Origin of the sequence: Micromonospora sp. NPDC048999 (assembly GCF_040649295.1) — a bacterium.
GTDB lineage: Bacteria > Actinomycetota > Actinomycetes > Mycobacteriales > Micromonosporaceae > Micromonospora.
In genome coordinates, this window is the sequence record NZ_JBEZFI010000003.1 from 276,373 (window position 1) to 296,993 (window position 20,621).

Consider the following 20,621-nt stretch of genomic DNA (forward strand, 5'->3'; position numbering starts at 1 on the left):
CCGCGTCGTACGGGTCCGCCACCGGGTGCCGATCGGCGGCATGGCGGCGTCGATCACGGGTAGAACAGCCGCCATGACCAGCCCTGTACAGCCCACCGTCCTGCTCTCCGGCGAGGTCCGGATGCCGCTGCTCGGCTTCGGCACCTGGCAGGCCACCGGGCAGGCCGGGTACGAGGCCGTGCTCGCCGCCCTCGACGCCGGCTACCGGCACATCGACACCGCCACCATGTACGGCAACGAGCGGGAGGTCGGGCGGGCGGTCAAGGAGAGCGGGCTGCGCCGGGAGGATGTCTTCATCACCACGAAGCTGCCGCCCGAGCGGGTGGGCCGGGAGCGGGAGACCATCGAGGAGAGCCTGGCCGCCCTGGACACCGACTACGTCGACCTGTGGCTGGTGCACTGGTCGCCGACCACACCCGCCGAGGGCATTCCGGTATGGCGGGAGATGCTCGCGGCCCGCGACGAGAACATGGCCCGGGCGGTCGGGGTGAGCAACCACAGCATCAGTCAGATCGACGAGCTCGTCCAAGCCACCGAGGAGAACCCGGCGGTCAACCAGATCCGCTGGGGCCCGTCCCTGTACGAGCGGCAGGTGCACGCCGCGCACCGGGACCGCGGCGTGGTGCTGGAGGGCTACAGCCCGCTGCGGACCACCGACCTGGCCGATCCGGTGCTGGTCCGGATCGCGGCCGCGCACAACGTCTCGCCTGCGCAGGTGGTGCTCCGCTGGCACATCGATCACGAGATCGTGGTGATCCCGAAGTCGGTCACCCCGGAGCGGATCCGGGCCAATGCCGACGTCTTCCATTTCTCGCTCACCGCACCGGAGATGCGCGACATCGACGCCCTCGGCGGCTGAGCCGGCGAAGTGATCCGCGCACTTGCGGGGAAGTTGCTGCCTCCCGGCACCGGGAGGCAGCAACTTCCCCGAAGTTGTGCGGCGTGAAGTGTTCAGGAACGGGCGCAGGTGACGCCGTTGAGGGTGAAGGTGGTGGGGGAGGAGTAACTCCCCTTCAGGGTTCCCTGGTAGCCGAAGCTGGTCGAGCCGCCCGGTGCCAGCGTGCCGTTGTAGGCGAGGTTCTTCGCGGTCACCGCGGACCCGCTCTGGGTCACGGTGGCGTTCCAACTGCTGGTGATCTGCTGCCCGGAGGGCAGGGTGTAGGCGAGCGTCCAGCCGTTGATGGTGCCGGAACCGGTGTTGGTGATCTGCACGTCGGCGGTGAAGCCGTCGGTCCAGGCGTTCGGGGTGTACTTCACCGAGCAGCCGCCGCCCGACGGCGGGGCCGTGGTCGGGGGCGCCGTGGTCGGCGGCGCGGTGGTCGGCGGGGCCGTCGTCGGCGGGGTGGTACCGCCCCCGGTGTTGACGCTCTGCGAGAAGGAGTTGACCGCCAGGCCGACGCCGCCCTGCCAGGGCTCGAACCCGGCCTGGATGCTGGTCAGGTACCAGTCATTGGTGATCCCGCCGCGGCTGCGGGTGTCGTTGATGAACTCCATGACGTCGAAGCTCATGCTGGGGATCGCCGACGAGGCCACGTACGAGATGACGTTGTTCGACCCGTTGCTGCCCCGCCAGACCTGCCAGCTCCGCCCGGCCAGGGTGGCGTTGCCCACCGTCGAGCCGATCGGCTGGATCGGGCCCTGCCGGTTGAGCCAGATCATGATCTCCATCTGGTTCACCCCGTCCCGCTTCGCGCTGGGGTCGAGCCAGATGTCGTACGCGGCGTCGTAGGTCGCGCCGCTGATGTAGTTGTAGCTGATGCTGCCCGGAGCGCTGCTGATGTTCTTCACCTGGACCGGCAGGTTGGTGCCGGGCGAACAGTTCGTGTAGTGGCAGCCCAAGAAGATCGACGGATACGAGACCGGCGCTCCGCTGGTGTTCCCCGTCCCGTCCTGCCGGGTGATCGAGAAGCCGGTGGAGGTGACGTTGATGCACTGCTGGGCGCTGGTGCCCCAGCGGTTGTTCTGCACGACGTACCGGCCGCCGATGGTGGTGGATCCGTACTGGTCGCAGATCTGGGTGTCGGCGGAGGCGTTCCCCGCGCCGAGGACGACGGCGACGATCGAACCGGCGGCGAGCAGGCCGGCCGCCGCGATCGCTCTCAGTGGACGCTTCATGATTGCTCCTTGGCTTCGCAGCGGGACGCCGGGTTCGTGCCGGGATGACACGACCGGGAGCGCTCCCAACCCGCGAACACATTGACATGCCTGAAACCGTTACGCAACGAGCCGCCCGCTGGCCGGGATGCGACCGACCAGTGGTGAACCACGTTAGACCCGACGGGGGTCTACCGTGCATCGATCGCGGCGAGTAGTGTCTTGCCCCCCAACGCGTTCCGAACCCCTCCGGAGGCGTGACACAACGATGGGTGCTTCCTCCCTGCGCATCCTCGTCGTCGGTGCCGGCATCGCCGGTCTCGCCGTGGCCCGGGCGCTGCGGCTGGCGGGGTTCCGGCCCGACGTGACCGAGAAGCTGCCGCCCGCCGAGCGGGCCGACGTCGGCCTCTACCTTCCCGGCAACGCGGCGCGGGCGCTGCGCCGGCTCGACCTGGACGGCCCACTGCGCCCGCTCGGCCAGGTCATCCATCGCCAGCGCTTCCTCGATGCCGCCGGCGCACCGCTCTGCGAGGTCGACCTCGACGCCCTCTGGGCCGGGGTGGGCGAGTGCCGCGCGCTGCCCCGCTCCGAACTGCACCGGGTGCTGCTCACCGGGGCCGGCGGCGCGGTCCGGCACGGCGCCGAGATCAGCACCATCGAACCGCTGCCCGGCGGCGTGGCGGTCAGCTTCGCCGACGGCACCGGCGGGGAGTACGACCTGGTCGTCGGCGCCGACGGGCCACGTTCGATGGTGCGCACCCTGGCCGGGCTCGGTGGCCCGCCCCGCCCCGTCGGCCAGGTGGTCTACCGGGCGGTGGTCCGCGGCGGCCCGCGGGTCGTGGACTGGACCGCCCTGCTCGGCGAGCGCGCCGGCTTCCTGGTGGTGCCGATCGGCGCCGGCCGGCTGCACTGCTACGCCGACGAGGCCGGGACCGGGCTGCCGGCCGATCCCCTGGCCCGCCTGTACGAGCTGTTCGGCGCCTACGGCGGCCCGGTTCCCGAGGTCCTCGAGACGCTCGACCGGGTGCACGTCGAGCTCACCGAGGAGGTCGAGCTGGGGCGCTGGTACCACGGGCGGGTGCTGCTCGTCGGCGACGCCGCGCACGCCACCGCGCCGACCCTCGCCCAGGGCGCCGCCATGGCGCTGGAGGACGCCGTGGTGCTGGCCGAGTCGTTGCGGGCCGCAGGCAGCGTGGAGGCCGCGCTGATCGCGTACGAGAGCCGGCGGCGGCCGCGTACCCGATGGGTGCGGGACCGGACCCGGGACCGCAACCGGACCCGCGACGTGCCGCCGGCGCTGCGCGACCCGCTGCTGCGCGGGCGCGGCGGGCGCATCTTCCAGGAGCACTACCGGCTCCTGGTGGACCCGCTCTAGTACGCGCGGCTGGGCGGCGGTGATCGTAGCCGCCCACCCCCGGCGGCGTTGCCACCTGCCGGGGACTATCCTCCTTGCGGATGACGGCCGCGCAGATGACCAGCGCTCGCCGAGCAGGACAACCCAGAACCGGAGGCCACTCGTGACCACCGTCGCACCCAAGCCGGTCGTGACCCGGCCCTGGCCGGTCCGCGAGCCGGTCAAGGGGTCGACCATCGCGCGGCTGCTGCGCACCACGGACGCGAAGCAGATCGGGATCATGTACATGGTCACCGCGTTCGCGTTCTTCATGATCGGCGGCTTCATGGCGCTGCTCATGCGTGCTGAGCTGGCGCGGCCGGGCCTGCAGTTCCTGTCGCCCGAGCAGTTCAACCAGCTCTTCACGATGCACGGCACGATCATGCTGCTGTTCTTCGCGACGCCGATCGTGTTCGCCTTCGCGAACTACGTGGTGCCGCTGCAGATCGGCGCGCCCGACGTGTCGTTCCCCCGGCTGAACGCGTTCGCCTACTGGCTGTACCTGTTCGGTGCCACTCTGACCACCGCCGGGTTCATCGCACCGGGCGGCGCGGCCGACTTCGGCTGGACGGCGTACGCGCCGTTGAGCACCGCGGACCACTCGCCGGGCGTCGGCGGGAACATGTGGGTGATGGGCCTGGTCATCTCCGGTCTGGGCAGCATCCTCGGCGCGGTCAACCTGATCACCACGATCCTGACTCTGCGCGCCCCCGGCATGACCATGTTCCGGATGCCGATCTTCACCTGGAACATGCTCGTCACGAGCCTGCTGGTGATCCTGGTCTTCCCGCTGCTGGCCGCCGCGCTGCTGGCGGTCGCCGCGGACCGCCTGATCGGCGCCCACGTGTACGACCCGGCCACCGGTGGCCCGATGCTGTACCAGCACCTGTTCTGGTTCTTCGGCCACCCCGAGGTCTACATCATCGCGCTGCCGTTCTTCGGCATCATCTCCGAGATCATCCCGGTCTTCTCCCGGAAGCCGATCTTCGGTTACAAGGGCCTCGTCGCCGCGACCATCGCCATCGCCGCCCTGTCGATGAGCGTGTGGGCGCACCACATGTTCGCCACCGGCCAGGTGCTGCTGCCGTTCTTCAGCTTCCTCAGCTACCTGATCGCCGTGCCGACCGGCATGAAGTTCTTCAACTGGCTCGGCACCATGTGGCGGGGCCAGATCACCTTCGAGACGCCGATGCTCTTCGCCGTCGGCTTCCTGGTGACCTTCCTCTTCGGTGGTCTGACCGGTGTGCTGCTCGCCAGCCCGCCGCTCGACTTCCACCTGACCGACTCGTACTTCGTGGTGGCGCACTTCCACTACGTGCTCTTCGGCACGATCGTGTTCGCCGTGTTCGCCGGCATCTACTTCTGGTTCCCGAAGATGTTCGGCCGGATGCTCGACGAGCGGCTCGGCAAGATCCACTTCTGGCTCACCATGGTCGGTTTCCACACCACCTTCCTGGTGCAGCACTGGCTGGGCAACGAGGGCATGCCGCGGCGCTACGCCGACTACCTGCCCGGCGACGGCTTCACCACGCTGAACATGATCTCCACGATCGGCGCGTTCATCACCGGTATCTCGACCCTGCCGTTCATCTACAACTGCTGGAAGTCGTACAAGGCCGGTCCGGTGGTCGAGGTCGACGACCCGTGGGGCTACGGCAACTCCCTGGAGTGGGCCACCACCTCGCCGCCGCCGCTGCGCAACTTCGACCGGATGCCGCGGATCCGCTCCGAGCGGCCGGCGTTCGACCTCAAGTTCCCGGAGTTGGCCGCCGGGGCGCAGACCCTGGCCGGTCCGCCGGAGGGTGGCGCCAAGCCGCTGACCAGCGAGGCCGACGGTGGCGCCAGCTACGTGGAGGACACCACCGGCAACCGCGACCAGCACTGACCGCTCATCGCTGAAGGGCCCCTTCGCACCGTCTCCGGCGCGAAGGGGCCCTTCTCGTGCGGGGCTCGCCTCTCGTGTGGGGCTCGCCGGCCGCCTCGGTCGCGGCAGGCCGGGTGGCCCCCGAAGCCTGATCCACTCCGTGTGCGGCATGTCGTGGTCTCCCGTGGCCCGGAGACCGCAACATGCCGCACACCGCGATGATCACGCTGGGGCGTGGCCGGTCGGCCCGGGGTGGCGGGCGCTCAGGCCGGCGGGGCGTAGGTGTCGAGGAACTTGGTCAACCCGTCGCGGATCTCGATGCTGCCGGTCTCCGGGATGAGCAGATTCACCCCGTGCGCGCTGGTGGGAGCCAGCACCAGCTTCCGCTGCGTGGTCTCGGGGGTGGCGGCGTAGAGCTGCCGGGCCGACTCCGCGAAGCTCGTCTCCAGCTCACCCGCGCCCAGGAAGACCGGAGTGGTGATCTTCGGGGCCGCAGCGGCGGCGTCCGCGTCGTGGTAGGCGGAGGGCGGGGAGAGGGCGACGACCGCGACCGGCGCGGGGCTGAGGGCCGGCGTGGCGGCCAGCACCGCGGTGCCGCCCATCGACCCGCCGACCAGCGCGATCCGGCCGGCGCCGTCGGCCCGCAACGCGCCGGCCGCCGCCTCGACCTGTCGGCTCATCGGCACGTCGTGGCCCCGGGAGACCCCGTACCCGGCGAAGTCGAAGGCGAGCACTCGATATCCCCGGTCGGCCAACTGCTTCCCGTAGGGCAGCCACTGGCAGACGTCACCGCCGGCCATGTGCGCCAGCACCACACCGGTGCTCCCGGAGCCGAGGACCACCCCGCCCAGTTCGGCGTCGAGCTCGCTGCCGAACACGATCTGCCGGCCGCCGCCGGTCCACTCGGGGCAGGCCTCGCCCGCGTTGAGTCCGGTCGGCTTCGGCTCCGGCGGGGGATCGGCGCTACAGGAGATCAGCCCTACAGACAGGGCCACGGCAACCAGGCGTAGCGCGGCGAGCTTCATGGCGACTCCTCGATGACGGCGTGGAAGCGCTCCCATTGTTCCGATGGACAGGCGCCTCGCGCGATCCCGCCCGCCCCTAACGTGTCGAAGCTGTTACCGCCGGCCCGGTCGGATCCGGACCGGTCGCCGCGCCATTCGCCGCGCCGGTCGGCGTCGGAGCCGCTGCCGGGTCGCCGGCGGCCACCCGCCGCTGGCGCAGCTCGACGGGGAGCACGGCCAGGGCCACCAGCGCGCCGATCGCGCCGGTGACCGCGAAGCCCCAGAGCGGGGCCGAGGCGTCGATCACCGCGCCGGCGAGCGGCGCGCCGAGCGCGATGCCGACCGTGACGGCTGAGCCGTGCAGGCCCATCGCCTCACCGCGTACGCCGGCCGGAGCGAGCCGGCTGACCGCGTCGGCGGTCGAGGCGATCGTCGGCGCGCAGAGCGCCCCGGCCGGGAGCAGTGCCAGGCAGAGCAGCCACCAGTGCGACCCGCCCAGCCCGACCGGGATCGTGGTGAGGCTGAGCGCCGCCACCAGGACCAGCGGCGAGAAGGAACGGCTGACCGCCCCGTAGGCGAAGCCGCCCACCAGTGACACCGCCGCCCACGCGGTCAGCACGGCGCCGGTCCACCCGACCTCGCCGCCGGCTCGCAGTACGGCGACCACCGCCACGTCGGTGCCGCCGAGCACCAGGGTGGCGGCCAGGCTCACCGCCAGCACGGCGAGCAGCCGGGGGGTCAGCCACTCGCGGCGGGCCACCTTCCGAGGCGGGCCCGCCGGTTCGTCGGTGCCGCGGGTGGGTGGGTTGAGCAGCCAGAAACAGATCCCGGAGGCGACGATCCCGGCGCCGACCGCCCACATGGTGATGCGGGGACTGATCGTGGTCGCCAGCGCCACGGCCAGCGCCGGGCCGACCATGAACGACAGCTCCACCGACATGGAGTCCAGCGCGTACGCCGGGCGGCGCCGCGTGGCCGGCACCAGCGCGGCGACCGACTGGCGGACCACCGAGAAGACCGGCAGGGCCAGTAGCCCGGCCAGGAACGCGGTCGGCAGCAGCACCGGGTACGGCAGCGCCGGCGCGGCGGACCAGAAGACGCCCTCGGCGACCGTGGTCAGGATGAGCACCGGGCGCAGCCCGCGCCGGTCGACCAACCGCCCGAGCAGCGGGGAGCCGAGCGCGGCGCCGACGGTCGACGCGGCACCGACCAGCCCGGCGGCGCCGTACCCCCGATCGAGGGTGAGCACGACGTGGAAGGTGAGCGTCACCCCGGTCGCGGTGAGCGGGATGCGGGCCAGCACCGACACCAGCAGCAACGACCGGAGACCGGGCAGGGCGAGTGCCTCCCGGTAAGGCTTCAAGTTCACGACGGTCCGTACCTCCGGCGGCAATCCTCGGGCCGGGGTACGACAGCCGCAAGCGATTAGCTGGTCAAGCGGCTTTGATCACAGGATCGCCGACCAGGGTGACGCCGGCGCCCTGCATCGCCCGCAGCGCCACGTCGAGCGTCTGCGGCGCGACCGCGGCGGTGAGGTCCAGCAGCACCGTGGTGTCGAAGCCCTCGCGGGCGGCGTCCAGCGCGGTCGCCCGTACGCAGTGGTCGGTCGCGATCCCGACCACCTCCACCCGGTCGACGTCGTGCCGGCGCAGCCAGTCGGCCATGCGTTCGCCGCCGTCGGCGTGCCCCTCGAAGCCGGAGTACGCGGCCGCGTGCTCGCCCTTGTGGAAGATCGCCTCGATCCGGTCGGTCGCCAGCTCGGGGTGGAACTCGGAGCCGGCGGTGCCGACCACGCAGTGGCGGGGCCAGGAGTCGACGAAGTTCGGCGGATCGCCGAAGTGCGCGCCCGGGTCGATGTGGTAGTCCTTCGTCGCCACCACCTGCGCCCAGCGGCCCGGCTCGGCGGCGAGCAGCCGGGAGATGCCGGCCGCCACGCCCGCCCCGCCGGCCACCGCGAGGGAGCCGCCCTCGCAGAAGTCGTTCTGCACATCCACGATGATCAACGCATTGCTCACGTCGACGCTCCTTCTCAGCTCGCGGGTACGACGGTCACCGGCACGGTCGGGTCGCCGCCGGAGAGCTTCAGGCCCTCCCACGGAATGGAGATCAGGCACTGCCGCAGGTGCTCCCGCGACTCGTGCAGGGTGGGCCGCGCCACCGGCTCGCCGTCGACGACGAAGGAGTGCTGGAGCAGTCGGTCGTTGGGCTGCCGCTCCGGCACGCCCTGCGGCACGACGATCTCCTCGGTGGCGGTGCCGCTGGGCTTGTGCCGGCGTACGGCCACCTTACGGCCGCCGATGGTGGCCTTGTGCTCCGATCGCTTGACCACCGGGCGCCCGTCCACCTCGACGAGCTTGTAGACCAGGCCGGCGGTCGGCGCGCCGGAGCCGGTCACCACGGCGGTGCCGGCGCCGTACATGTCGACCGGCTCGGCGGCGAGCGCGGCGATCGCGTACTCGTCGAGGTCACCCGAGACGATGATCTTCGTCTCGGTGGCGCCGAGCGAGTCGAGCAGCTCCCGGCACTGCTGGGCGATCACCGCCAGGTCGCCTGAGTCGATCCGGACCGCCCGCAGCTCCGGCCCGGCCACCGCGATCGCGTTGCGGATGCCCTCGGTGACGTCGTACGTGTCGACCAGCAGCGTGGTGTCCTTGCCCAGCGTGGCGACCTGCGAGGCGAACGCCGCCCGCTCGTCGTCGTGCAGCAGGGTGAAGGCGTGCGCGGCGGTGCCGGCGGTCGGAATGCCGTACCGCTGGCCCGCGGCCAGGTTGGAGGTGAACCCGAATCCGGCCAGGTACGCCGCCCGGGCCGCGGCCACCGCCGCCGACTCGTGCGCCCGCCGGGAGCCCATCTCGATCAGCGTCCGGCCCCGGGCCGCGGTCACCATCCGGGCGGCCGCCGCGGCGACCGCGCAGTCGTGGTTGAGCACCGACAGCACCAGCGTCTCCAGCACCACGCACTCGGCGAAACTGCCGGAGACGGTGAGGATCGGGGAGTTGGGGAAAAAGAGCTCGCCCTCGGCGTACCCGTCGACGTCACCGGTGAAGCGGTAGTTGGTCAGCCACTCGGCGGCCCGATCGTCCACCACGCCGGTGCGGCGCAGGAAGTCGACCTCGTCAGCGTCGAACCGGAAATCCCGGATCAGCTCGATCAGCCGGCCGGTCCCGGCCACCACGCCGTACCGCCGGCCCGCCGGCAGCCGGCGGGTGAACACCTCGAAGACGCAGCGGCGGTCGGCGGTGCCGTCCCGCAGCGCGGCGCTGACCATGGTCAGCTCGTAGTGGTCGGTCAGCAGCGCGGGGCGAAGGGTGCTCACGGCTCCAGCCTAGAAGTTCAGGCCGGATCGGCGCCGTCCTGGCCTGGCAGCGACCACAGTGCGGCCCGCAGCTCGGCCCGGCTGGCCACCCCGAGCTTGCTGTAGACCCGCTGGAGGTGGTTCTCCACCGTACGCGCCGACAGGTAGAGCCGTTCGGCGATGGCCCGGCTGGTGGCGCCCTCGGCGGCGAGCCGGGCGACCTCCAGTTCGCGTTCGCTCAGCGCCGGCCGGAGCAGCCGCAGCGCCGGGGTGTCGACCTGGTCGCAGCGGCGGAGCAGGGCGGCGAGCCGCTCCCGGGCCGGGGCGTTAGCGGCGGCACGACTCCGCATCAGGTGCAACGCCATCGCGGTCGCCTCGGCGGCGTACACGGTCAGGTCCCGGGCGGCGAAGCAGTCGGCGACGGCGAGCAGGTCGGTGGGGGAGTTCTCGACCGCGGCGCGGGCGTACCGGGAGACCAGCGATGGCAGCGGCCCGTCGACCCGCTCGGACAGCTCGGCGAGGCGCTGCGCCACGCTGCGCCGGCCGCCGTCGGTGCAGGCCGGCCCGATCGGGGCGGCGGCCTGGCCGAGCCGCACCAGATCGAGCAGGACCAGCAGCTCGTGGCCGGCGAGCCCGTCCTCGTGGAGCCGGTCGGCCAGCTCGCAGAGGTGCTTGGTGGCCACCGGCAGGTCACCGACGGCGGCGTGCACCGCGCCCCGGGCCTGCTCGATCCACGGGTACAGCACCGCCATACCCGGCGCGTGGGTGCGGTCCGCCTCGGCCATCGCCTCCGCCGCGTGCGCCGCGTCGCCGCGCAGGGCCGCCACCTGGGCGCGCTCGGCGTGGGCCAGCCCGGCGTAGACCCGGCTGGTGGCGAGCACCGCGCAGGCCCCGAGGCTGGTCTTGAGCGCCTCGTCGCCACGCCCGCGCAGCCGCGCCGCGTACGCCTGCAGGATGGCCAGGTAGCCGGTGCCGAGTCGGAAGTCTCCCGCGCCGGCCAGGTCGGCGAACTCGTCGGCCACGATCGCGTCGATGCCGGCCAGGTCGCCGGAGAGCGCCAGCCGGGTGCCCCGGGCCAGCTCCATCGCGAGCTGCAGGTATGGCATGTCGCCCCGCCAGCGCGCCGCCTCCGCCTGCACCCGGGCGATCGCGGTGGCGCTGTGCCGGTACTGGCCCTGCGCGGCCTGCAGGTGGGCGATCGTGCACCGGGCCAGCTCCCGGGCGGCCATCGGCGAGGCCGGACGGTCCAGCACCGCCTGGGCGAGCCGCAGCGCGGTGCCGGTGTCCAGCCGGTGCAGCCGCATGATCGCCTCGAAGGCACGGACCCGGGCCTGGTCCGCCGAGTCGGTCAGCTCGTCGCCGCGCGCGGCGATCTCCTCCACCGTGGACTCCTGGCTGAGCCCCCAGTAGGTGACCATGCCGCGGACCGTCAGCCAGCGGGTGCGCCGCCGGGCGTCGTGGATCTTTCCGGCGACCGAGTCGAGCACCTGGATCGCCTCCTCGGGCCGGTCGCCGAACATCAGGATGGTGGCGAGCAGCTCCGCCGCGTCGGAACCGCCGTCACCCTCCAACGCCGCCCGTGCCAGCCGGGTCGCCAGCGGCACGTCGTACCGGCCGAAGGCCTGGGCGGCCGCGCCGAGCAGCAGCGTCGGGTCCTGCGCCGTACCCGAGTCGTGCCGCCACACCGCGACCCGCAGCAGGTCGTCGCGGCGGCGGGCGCCGACCTGCTCCAGCAGCCCGGCCAGCGTGGCCTGCAGCCGCCGCGTCCGGCTGACCGGGCAGTGCCGGCGCATCACCTCGCCGTAGAGCGGGTGGGCCAGCCGGACGTCCAACCGCCGGTCGTCGGGAACCATGGTGATCAGGCCGCGTTCCTCGGCGATTTCCACGTCGCCCGGGTCGACCGCCTGCTGCAGCAGTTGCAGGCCGAGCGGTTCGCCGAAGGCGACCAGCTCGACCACCGACCGCACGCCGGGGGTGAGCTGGCCGATGCGGGCGTCGATCAGGTCGGTGAGGCTGGGCGCCAGCTCAAGCCGGCCGGTCCACTTCCAGATCCCGTACGTGCGGCTGAACTCGTCGCCTCCCCTGGCGGCGAACACCAGCTCGCGCAGCAGCAGCGCGTTGCCCGCGGAGAGCCGGAACAGCCGCTGGGAGGACTTCGCGTCGATCGGCCCCTCCAGGATCGCGGCGAGCAGCCCGGTGGTCTCGCTCGGGCTCAACGGGCCCACCTCGACCAGGTCGACCAGGTCGTCGGTCCACAGGGCGCGGATCGGCAAGGGGATCTGCTCGCCGTCGCGCAGCGTCCCGATCACGGTCGCGTTCTCGGCGCGGCCGATCAGGTTGACCAGCGCCGCCGAGGGCGGATCGAGCAGGTGCGCGTCGTCGATCGCCAGCACGATCGACCGGCCGGCGGCCTGTTCCTGGAGCAGGTCCACCGCCCAGTGGAGGACGCCGGCGGGGGAGAGCCCCTGCGGCTGCTCGGCGGGAAGCACCTGGACCAGGCCACCGAACGGCAGGGCCGCCGTGGTGGCACTGGCCGAGACGAACCAGATCGCGTACCGGTCGGTGGGAAGGTGCGTCACTCCCTCGCGAAGCAGACGGCTCTTGCCGACCCCGGCCTTGCCGCTGAAGAACAGCCCGCGCCCCTCGGGGCCGTCGACCGTTGACAACAGACGGTTGAGCTCATCCGTTCGGCCGACAAAGTCCCACCGACTCATCGGAGCAGCATATCGACGATAATCCGTCCGCGTGTGCAGCGTCACGCAACGAAGTTGAGTAACCTGTTCATTACCCGTAAGTATTCGGAATGTTCTGTGTCGGGTGTCCGACACACGTACTCTTCCCGCATCCGGACATGATGGCCGGATTCCCACGTGACCGGGCCGATAATCCGGTCGCCCGACGGGAGGCCTACTGGTGAAGCCGGATTCTCTGCCCGCGGTCGGCGTGCCCGACCGCAGCGGGCCGGCCGAGTCGTCGCGGTGCGCGCCGCTGGCCGCCCAGCTCGGGGCGGCCGATCCCGGCCCCGACGATCCGTTGGCCGTCGTTGTCACGGGCCCGGCCGGCGCCGGCCGCCGAGAGCTGCTCGCCGGCCTGCTCGAGGTGGAACCCGGGATGCTGACCGTGCCCGCCGGCAGCTACCTGCTCGTCAACCACGACAAGGAGCCGACCCGCGTCGCGTACGTGCCGGGCTACCGCCAGCCGCACTCCTACCGCGCCGACCCGCTCGCCGCCGGCCCGGCGCTCGCCCGCCCGCCCCGCCGGGTGGAGCTGAGCCTGCCCAGCCCGCTGCTGCGCCACTTCGCCCTGCTCGACGCGCCGGACACCGGCACGCTCGGGGCCGCCGCCGCCCGAGTGCTGCTCGACGCGGTGGGCCGGGCCGGCGCCCTGCTCTTCGTGATCTCCGCCGACCAGGCGTTCACCACGGCCGAACTGCACCTGCTGGCGGGGGCGGCCCGCGCCCGGGTCGAGGTGGTCTTCGCGGTCACCCCGGGCATCGCCGGCTGGGCGACCGCGGCGGACAGCACGACGGACGACATGGGGGCGTCCGTCCCGGCGGCCGGCCCACCCGGGCCGTCGACGCCGCCGGCGGCGGAACGTCCCGTCGACCCGGTGCAGGTCTCGGTCGACGCACACCGCGCCGCCCTGCTGTCGGCGGTGCCCGACCTCGCGGCGGCCCGCTGGTACCCGGCGCGGCAGACCGACCACCCGGCCCTGCACCGCGGCCTGCGCGACTGGTCTGCGGACGAGGGGCTGCGCCGGGCCAGCGCCCGCCCGCCGGAGCCGCCCGGCACACACGGCCGGGTGGCCGTCGTACCGGGGCTCGAATCCGGCGGCCTCGCCGAGCGGCTGGACCGTCAGGCCCGCACCTGCGCCCAGCGGATCCGCCAGCACCTCGCGCTGGAACTGGCCCGCATCCACCTGCGGGTGGTCAAGGAGATCGTCTTCGGGGTCGGCTGCGCCGGCCTGCCGCAACTGCTCGACCAGGAGATGGCGGCGCTGTCGCTGCTCGCCACCGCCCAGTGCGACGAGGCGGTCCGGGGCATCGTCGACGACATGGCGGCGCGGGTCTTCGGCGCGTCCCTGCCCGAGGGGGTGCGCCACCGGATCGTCCGGGCCGTGCGGTGGAGCCTCGTCGAGCAGCCGGTCGGCCAGGAGTTGGACAAGGTGCTTTTGGTCACCAGCACCGCCGGGGTGGCCGAGCTGACCGGCGGCGGCGCACTCGACGCGCTGGCCGCCTTCCCCGGCGCGGTCCGTGACGAGGCGCTGCCCCCGGTCGGGGTGGCCCTGTCCGGGGGCTGCTGGCAGCAGTGGCGCGTTCCCGGCAACGACGACCCGAACGGCGCGCGCTCCTGGGCCCAGCGGGCGCTGCGCGAGGTCGAGCTGGAGCTGACCCGCGAGGTGTCCCGGCGCTTCGAGGCGGTGCGGCACTCGCTGGACGGGGTGCTCACCGATGCTGTCGAACACGGCATTCTGCACGCCTGAGGCCGGCGCCGCCGGCCGGTCGCCCGGGTCGCTCCAGTCGGCCCGGGCGGGTGAACCGAGCCGACCGGACGTTCCGGTTCATCGGTCGCCCGGATCCGGTGGCACGATGGGGGGTATGGCGACTCCGCAGGTTGCACCCGTCGAGACGCCGGACACCGATGAGGTGCCGGCGTCCGACCGGCCATGGGTGACGATCGTCTGGGACGATCCGATCAACCTCATGACGTACGTGACCTGGGTGTTCCAGAAGCTTTTCGGATACAGCCGGGAGAAGGCCGAGCAGCTCATGCTGGACGTGCACCACAAGGGCAAGGCCGTGGTCTCCAGCGGGGTCCGCGAGCGGATGGAGCACGACGCGTCGCAACTGCACGCGTACGGGCTCTGGGCGACGGTGGACCGGTCGTGAGCATGTTCCGTCGTTACGGCGACCGCTACGTGGCCACCTTCGGCCTCGACGAGGTGCGGGTGCTGCACAAGGTCGCCTCCGAGGTGGTCGGCCTGCTCACCGACGGCTTCGACCACGGCGATCCGGTGGTCGGCCGGCTCTTCCCCGAGGTCTATCCGGACGACGCGTCGAGCACCGCCGAGTTCCGCCGCTACACCGAGGGGGACCTCAAGACCGCCAAGATCGACCAGGCCGGCGCGATCCTCGCCGCGCTGCCCGACGGCGAGGTCGGCGGCGAGGTGCACCTGGACGCCGAGGCGGCCGAGGCGTGGCTGCGCGCGCTCAACGACGCCCGGCTGGCGATGGGTGTCCGGCTGGAGATCAAGGACGGCACCGACGTGGGCGACGAGCTCGACGAGGCGGTCGCCGTGGACCCGACCTCGTCCAGGGTGTTCCAACTATCGGTATACGCATACCTGGGGTATCTGCAGGAATCCCTGCTCAACGCCCTGATCGACTGAGTCGTGACGGTTGCCACCTCGCCGCCCCCAACCGGGGGCGCTAGGCTGGTCTGCGTGCTGAGCATCGACCGGTCGATCATCGACGCGATCGTGGCCCACGCGCGTCGGGACCACCCGGACGAGGCGTGCGGCGTGGTCGCCGGTCCCGTCGGCAGCGACACCCCGACCCGGCACATCCCGATGGAAAACGCCGCCCGCTCCATGACGTTCTACGAGTTCGACTCGATGGAGCAGCTGCGGGTGTGGCGGGAGATGGACGACCGCGACGAGGAACCGGTCGTCATCTACCACTCGCACACCGCGACGGAGGCCTACCCGTCCCGCACGGACGTCGCCTTCGCGGGTGAGCCGGGAGCGCACTACCTGCTCGTCTCGACCCGCGAGCCCGACACGGAGGAGATCCGCTCCTTCCGCATCGTCGACGGCGTGGTCACCGAGGAGCCGGTCCGGATCGTGGATGCCGTCGTGGACCCGCACGCCGTCCAGTCCTACATGTTCGGGCAGAGCCCGGCGACGGTCGACTACGAGTGTTCCGGCCGCTGATCTTCCAGCGCCGGCACACCTTTTCTTCCCGTCACCTGGCACGACCCGAACAAGGAGCACACCATGGCCATCGAGGTTCGCATTCCCACCATCCTGCGTAGCTACACCGGCGGCGCCAAGGTCGTCGAGGGCACCGGCGACACGCTGACCGACCTGCTCGCCGACCTGGACTCCCGGCACGCCGGCCTGAAGGCCCGGCTGGTCACCGACGCCGGCGCGCTGCACCGGTTCGTCAACGTCTACGTCAACGACGAAGACGTCCGTTTCCTGGGCGCACTCGACGCCAAACTCAACGACGGCGACAGCGTCACCATCCTGCCCGCGGTGGCCGGCGGCGCGTTCGGCTTCGCCGCCGCTGCGGCGATCGGCCAGCACCGCGCGGCGGCGGCCGCGATCGGGCAGCACCGCGTCGCCGCGCGCGGCGCGTCCGCCCGCTGAGGGCGGGCGCTATGGCGCGGTACGACAGCCTGCTTGAGGCGTGCGGTGGCACACCTCTGGTCGGGCTGCCCCGGCTCTCACCGACGGTGCCCGACGGGGCTCCGCCGGTGCGGCTCTGGGCGAAGTTGGAGGACCGTAACCCGACCGGCAGCATCAAGGACCGCGCCGCCCTGTACATGGTCCGGGCGGCCGAGGAGGCCGGCCGGCTTCGCCCGGGCGACACGATCCTGGAGCCCACCAGCGGCAACACCGGCATCTCGTTGGCCATGGCGGCCAAGCTGCGCGGCTACCGGCTGGTCTGTGTGATGCCGGAGAACGTCTCCACCGAGCGGGTCCAGCTGCTGCGGATGTACGGCGCGGAGATCATCTTCTCGCCGGCGGCCGGCGGCTCGAACCAGGCCGTGGCCACCGCGAAGCAGATCGCGCTGGAGCACCCCGACTGGGTGATGCTCTACCAGTACGGCAACGAGGCGAACGCGCGGGCGCACTACGAGACGACCGGGCCGGAGCTGCTGCACGACCTGCCCACGATCACCCACTTCGTGGCCGGTCTGGGCACCACCGGCACCCTGATGGGCACCGGGCGCTACCTGCGGGAGAAGGTCGACGGCATCCAGGTCGTCGCCGCCGAGCCCCGCTACGGCGAGCTGGTCTACGGCCTGCGCAACATCGACGAGGGCTACGTCCCCGAGCTCTACGACGCCGGGGTCCTCTCCCGACGTTTCTCGGTCGGCACCCGGGACGCGGTGCTGCGTACCCGACAGCTGGTCGAGGTGGAGGGCATCTTCGCCGGTTTCTCCACCGGCGCGATCCTGCACGCCGCCCTCGCCGTGGCGCACGAGGCGGTGCGGGACGGCCGCCGGGCCGACGTCGCTTTCGTGGTCGCCGACGGCGGCTGGAAATACCTCTCGACCGGGGCGTACGGCGGCACCCTCGCGGACGCCGAGGAAGCCCTGGAGGGACAGCTCTGGGCCTGACGGCCCGCGGATCGGGGCGGCCGGCGGCACCCGCCGGCCGCCCCGACCGTTTCCGACCCGGGACGAGACGCGTACGGGTGTCGCGTTGATGACATCTTCCGTTAGGCGATTCTTGCCGACCGGGCCACCGCGTAGGCTGCGCAGCGTGGCGCACGCGTCGGTAGAGATCATCGGCTGGGCGGCTGCCGACGCGTCGACTACAAAAAGTGACATCGGGGAAACCGGATGCGACTGACCGTCCTCGGCTGCGCGGGCAGCTTCCCCGGCCCCGAGTCCCCCTGCTCCGCATACCTGCTGGAGGCGGAGGGCTTCCGGCTCCTGATCGACTTCGGTTCGGGGGCGCTCTCCACCCTCCAGCGCTACGCCGGGCTGCACGCCCCCGACGCCATCCTCCTCACCCACCTGCACTGCGACCACATGCTCGACGCGGTGACGTACGTGGTGGTGCGCCGGTACGCCCCGGACGGCCCCTACCCGCCGCTGCCGATGTACGCACCCCCCGGCGCCCCGGACCGGCTGGCCACCGCCTACGGCGAGGAGCGCGGCACCGTCGAGGACGTCTACCAGTTCTACGGCCTGCAACCGGGCACCTTCCCGATCGGCCCGTTCACCGTCACCGTCGACCGGATGAACCATCCCGTCGAGACGTACGGCGTGCGGCTGGAGCACGACGGCCGGGTGTTCTGCTATTCATCGGACACCGCACCCTGTGAGGCGCTGCTGCGCCTGGCCCAGTCGGCCGACCTGTTCCTCTGCGAGGCCAGCTACCTCGACGGCGTGGAGAACCCACCCGACCTGCACCTGACCGGCCGGGAGGCCGGCGAGGCGGCGACCAAGGCCGGGGTCGGCCGGCTGCTGCTCACCCACCTGGTCACCGCGTGGGGCAGCGAGGCGCACACCGTCGAGTCGGCGGCCGGGGCCTACGCCGGCCCGCTCGAAGTGGTCCGCCCCGGCGCCAGCTACGACGTCTGACACGCCCTGCCCCCGTCCGACTCCTGCCCGGCTCCCGTCTGGCTAGCTGCGTCGGGCAGCCGTGGGCCGTAACTGTCCGTGTGGGGCCGCTCCAGTGACGCTGCGTGCACCTTCTTGGCCCGGCCGAGGAACGCTCGCGCGCGCCTTTGCTCTGCAGCCATCCACGCAGCACGCCGTTGAGCTGGGACTCTTAATCGGGGGCCCCGAGGCGACCAGTGACGGTCGGTAGCTGATGCGTCGGTGGCTGCAGAGCAAAGGCGGCTGAGGGTGTCCCGCCGGCCGGCGCTTTTGTCACGAAGCGTTAACCCGGTCGCGCACCCCCACTGAGCGGAGGTGCGCCGCGCGGCGGTGACCCGGCACCCGGGGACGCTCCGAGCAGGGCACCGCATAAGGTGCAGGCATGGCGCGACCTGACGGGCGGCAGCCCGACCAACTCCGACCGGTGACCCTGACCCGGGGCTGGAGCACCCACCCGGAGGGCTCGGTCCTCGTCGAGTTCGGGGCGACCCGGGTGCTGTGCACGGCGAGCGTGACCGAGGGGGTGCCCCGCTGGCGCAGGGGCTCCGGGCTCGGCTGGGTCACCGCCGAGTACGCGATGCTGCCCCGGGCCACGAACACCCGCTCGGACCGGGAAAGCGTCAAGGGGAAGATCGGCGGGCGCACCCACGAGATCTCCCGGCTGATCGGCCGCAGCCTGCGCGCCTGCGTGGACCTCAAGGCCCTTGGCGAGAACTCCATCGTGCTCGACTGCGACGTGCTCCAGGCCGACGGCGGCACCCGCACCGCGGCGATCACCGGCGCGTACGTGGCGCTGCACGACGCGGTGACCTGGCTCGCCGAGCGTAAGGCCCTCGCCGGCAAGGTGGAGAAGGTGATGCACCGCTCGGTGGCCGCGGTCAGCGTCGGCATCATCGAGGGCGAACCCCGGCTGGACCTCTGCTACGCCGAGGACGTGACCGCCGAGGTCGACATGAACGTGGTCTGCACCGGGACCGGCGACTTCGTCGAGGTGCAGGGGACGGGCGAGGCCGGGATCTTCGCCCGCGAGCAGCTCGACGCCCTGCTGGACCTGGGCGTCATGGGCTGTCTGGAACTGGCCGACGCGCAGCGGAAGGCGCTTTCGTGAACAAGGTGCTCCTCGCCACCCGTAACCGCAAGAAGCTCGTCGAGCTGCAGCGGATCCTCGACGGCGCGCTCGGCGCGCACCGGATCGCCCTGCTCGGCCTCGACGACGTCGAGGAATACCCGGAGCTGCCGGAAAGCGGCCTGACCTTCGGCGAGAACGCGCTGATCAAGGCCCGCGAGGGCTGCCGGCGTACCGGCCTGCCGACGATCGCCGACGACTCCGGCCTGGCCGTGGACGCGCTCAACGGCATGCCGGGCGTGTTCAGCGCCCGCTGGTCCGGCCAGCACGGCGACGACCAGGCCAACCTGCAGCTCGTGCTGGACCAGATCGCCGACCTGCCCGACGAGCACCGGGGCGCGTCGTTCGTCTGCACCGTCGCGCTGGTGCTGCCCGGCGGCAAGGAGCACCTGGTCGACGGCCGGCAGGCCGGTCGGCTGCTGCGCGCGCCGCGCGGCGAGGGCGGCTTCGGGTACGACCCGATCTTCCTCGGCGAGGGGCAGGAACGGACCAACGCGGAGCTGACCCCGCAGGAGAAGGACGCGGTCAGCCATCGGGGCAAGGCGCTGCGCGACCTGGCCAAGCTCGCCGCCAAGGTGCTCCCGCCGGCCGCCTGACCGGGCGTCCGCGCCAGCGCAAGATCGCGCTCGATCCGGGAAGTAGTGGTCTCACACCGTCCGGGAGGCCACTACTTCCGCGTTTGAGCACGATCTTGCGTTGGCGCGTGGCCGGCGGACCGGCGTTCACCGGGCCAGGAAGTGCCAGCCCAGCCAGAGCAAGACGCCGAACACCAGAGCTGCGGTGTCTATCCCTGACGGCTTGGACCGTCGCGGCGCGCCCGTTCGGACTGCCAGGCCCGCAGGGCGTTTTTGATGCGCTGGCTTTCGGCGCGCGCCTTGTCCCGCTCCTCGGTTCGCCGATGCAGCTCGAAGGCGAGTCGGTGCAGGAGGGCGTCGACGTCGTCGGTCTGGTAGCCGCGTCGGCCGAGTCGGGTGGCGGGCAGGGTGAGTGCGGCGATTCCGTCGGGGGTGAGTGGGCCGCGTAGGGCGTTGTGGCTGCGGTAGACGGTCATCGCCATGGGATCCGTTCCGGTAGGTGGATCCGGTCGGCGGGTACCCCGGCGGCGAGTAGCCGTAGCCGTGACCCGGCCAGCATCGCGGGCGGCCCGCACACGTAGACGGCTTGGTCGTCGTGTCGGTGGTTGAGGGCGACGGTGAGCGCGTCGCCTTGCTCACTCGGCTGGTCGGGCTGGTCGTGGGAGAACGTCGGGATGATGGTGAGCCAGTCGTGGCGCAGTTTGTCGAGGGTGACCGCGTCGTACAGCGCTTCTATCGTGCGGGCTCCGACGATCAGGGTGACCCGCCGGCCGCCTGGGTGGGCGGCGACCTGCTCGACGAGGGCGCGTAGTGGTGCGAGGCCGGTGCCGCCGGCTACCGAGCAATGCTCGAAACCTGTGGATGAGCGCCGTGGGGGCGTACCCTCCCGGCGAGTCCGAATCCGAGGAATCGAGTAGAGCCCGCGCGCCAACGC

The 20,621-nt window shown here is 72.1% G+C and carries 19 protein-coding genes and 1 pseudogene; 12 read left to right on the top strand and 8 right to left on the bottom strand.

The genetic code is table 11. The annotated features are described in order from the left end of the window. Positions 1-73 precede the first annotated feature (73 nt). Complete coding sequence (locus AB0C02_RS07810; protein WP_357542327.1) at positions 74-859, top strand: aldo/keto reductase; 786 nt, start codon at positions 74-76, stop codon at positions 857-859. A 92-nt stretch (positions 860-951) separates the two neighbouring features. Here the strand turns inward: AB0C02_RS07810 and AB0C02_RS07815 are convergent, their stop codons facing one another. Then, complete coding sequence (locus AB0C02_RS07815) at positions 952-2,115, bottom strand: cellulose binding domain-containing protein (RefSeq protein WP_357542329.1); 1,164 nt, start codon at positions 2,113-2,115, stop codon at positions 952-954. Positions 2,116-2,362: 247 nt separating this feature from the next. Here AB0C02_RS07815 and AB0C02_RS07820 point away from each other — a divergent pair, with 247 nt between their 5' ends. Beyond that, complete coding sequence (locus AB0C02_RS07820) at positions 2,363-3,469, top strand: FAD-dependent monooxygenase (RefSeq protein ID WP_357542331.1); 1,107 nt, start codon at positions 2,363-2,365, stop codon at positions 3,467-3,469. A gap of 142 nt (positions 3,470-3,611) precedes the next feature. Beyond that, complete coding sequence (ctaD, locus tag AB0C02_RS07825; RefSeq protein WP_357542333.1) at positions 3,612-5,372, top strand: cytochrome c oxidase subunit I; 1,761 nt, start codon at positions 3,612-3,614, stop codon at positions 5,370-5,372. A gap of 242 nt (positions 5,373-5,614) precedes the next feature. Here ctaD and AB0C02_RS07830 read toward each other — a convergent pair whose 3' ends face one another. The 5 genes from AB0C02_RS07830 to AB0C02_RS07850 all read right to left on the bottom strand — a co-directional run bounded on the left by AB0C02_RS07830 (position 5,615) and on the right by AB0C02_RS07850 (position 12,364). After that, the gene (locus AB0C02_RS07830; protein ID WP_357542335.1) at positions 5,615-6,376 is read right to left on the bottom strand and encodes an alpha/beta hydrolase; all 762 of its coding nucleotides are present in this window, start codon (positions 6,374-6,376) and stop codon (positions 5,615-5,617) included. A 76-nt stretch (positions 6,377-6,452) separates the two neighbouring features. Further along, the gene (locus tag AB0C02_RS07835; RefSeq protein WP_357542337.1) at positions 6,453-7,748 is read right to left on the bottom strand and encodes an MFS transporter; all 1,296 of its coding nucleotides are present in this window, start codon (positions 7,746-7,748) and stop codon (positions 6,453-6,455) included. Between the two features lie 40 nt (positions 7,749-7,788). Beyond that, positions 7,789-8,370, bottom strand: a complete 582-nt coding sequence (locus tag AB0C02_RS07840; RefSeq protein WP_357542339.1) for an isochorismatase family protein — start codon at positions 8,368-8,370, stop codon at positions 7,789-7,791. A gap of 14 nt (positions 8,371-8,384) precedes the next feature. After that, the gene (locus AB0C02_RS07845) at positions 8,385-9,671 is read right to left on the bottom strand and encodes a nicotinate phosphoribosyltransferase (RefSeq protein WP_357542341.1); all 1,287 of its coding nucleotides are present in this window, start codon (positions 9,669-9,671) and stop codon (positions 8,385-8,387) included. A gap of 17 nt (positions 9,672-9,688) precedes the next feature. Continuing rightward, positions 9,689-12,364 (bottom strand): LuxR C-terminal-related transcriptional regulator, encoded by a 2,676-nt coding sequence (locus tag AB0C02_RS07850; RefSeq protein WP_357542343.1) that lies wholly within the window; start codon positions 12,362-12,364, stop codon positions 9,689-9,691. Between the two features lie 199 nt (positions 12,365-12,563). Here AB0C02_RS07850 and AB0C02_RS07855 point away from each other — a divergent pair, with 199 nt between their 5' ends. From AB0C02_RS07855 to rdgB, 9 genes are all read left to right on the top strand, one after another. Then, positions 12,564-14,132 (top strand): hypothetical protein, encoded by a 1,569-nt coding sequence (locus AB0C02_RS07855; RefSeq protein WP_357542344.1) that lies wholly within the window; start codon positions 12,564-12,566, stop codon positions 14,130-14,132. 115 nt (positions 14,133-14,247) lie between these two features. Continuing rightward, positions 14,248-14,538 (top strand): ATP-dependent Clp protease adapter ClpS, encoded by a 291-nt coding sequence (gene clpS, locus AB0C02_RS07860; RefSeq protein ID WP_357542346.1) that lies wholly within the window; start codon positions 14,248-14,250, stop codon positions 14,536-14,538. 2 nt (positions 14,539-14,540) lie between these two features. Next, positions 14,541-15,038 carry a DUF2017 domain-containing protein gene (locus AB0C02_RS07865; RefSeq protein WP_357542386.1) on the top strand — a complete coding sequence of 166 codons (498 nt, stop codon included), beginning with the start codon at positions 14,541-14,543 and terminating at the stop codon, positions 15,036-15,038. Between the two features lie 54 nt (positions 15,039-15,092). Beyond that, entirely contained in the window at positions 15,093-15,581 is a 489-nt protein-coding gene (locus AB0C02_RS07870) for a M67 family metallopeptidase (protein ID WP_357542348.1), read from the top strand. Between the two features lie 63 nt (positions 15,582-15,644). Continuing rightward, on the top strand, positions 15,645-16,019 hold the full coding sequence (locus AB0C02_RS07875; RefSeq protein WP_357542350.1) for a MoaD/ThiS family protein: 375 nt from the start codon (positions 15,645-15,647) through the stop codon (positions 16,017-16,019). A gap of 11 nt (positions 16,020-16,030) precedes the next feature. Then, positions 16,031-16,996 carry a pyridoxal-phosphate dependent enzyme gene (locus AB0C02_RS07880; protein ID WP_357542352.1) on the top strand — a complete coding sequence of 322 codons (966 nt, stop codon included), beginning with the start codon at positions 16,031-16,033 and terminating at the stop codon, positions 16,994-16,996. 225 nt (positions 16,997-17,221) lie between these two features. Next, positions 17,222-17,968, top strand: a complete 747-nt coding sequence (locus tag AB0C02_RS07885; RefSeq protein WP_357542354.1) for an MBL fold metallo-hydrolase — start codon at positions 17,222-17,224, stop codon at positions 17,966-17,968. 400 nt (positions 17,969-18,368) lie between these two features. Then, entirely contained in the window at positions 18,369-19,094 is a 726-nt protein-coding gene (gene rph / locus AB0C02_RS07890; RefSeq protein ID WP_357542356.1) for a ribonuclease PH, read from the top strand. Continuing rightward, positions 19,091-19,708, top strand: coding sequence for an RdgB/HAM1 family non-canonical purine NTP pyrophosphatase (gene rdgB, locus AB0C02_RS07895; protein ID WP_357542358.1), 618 nt, complete (start codon positions 19,091-19,093; stop codon positions 19,706-19,708). The genes rph and rdgB overlap by 4 nt, the downstream gene beginning before the upstream one ends. Positions 19,709-19,896: 188 nt before the next feature. Here the strand turns inward: rdgB and AB0C02_RS07900 are convergent, their stop codons facing one another. Continuing rightward, positions 19,897-20,163, bottom strand: coding sequence for a DivIVA domain-containing protein (locus AB0C02_RS07900; RefSeq protein WP_357542360.1), 267 nt, complete (start codon positions 20,161-20,163; stop codon positions 19,897-19,899). Beyond that, positions 20,160-20,621: pseudogene (locus AB0C02_RS07905) on the bottom strand (hypothetical protein); the annotation flags it as partial. The pseudogene AB0C02_RS07905 and the gene AB0C02_RS07900, both read right to left, overlap by 4 nt.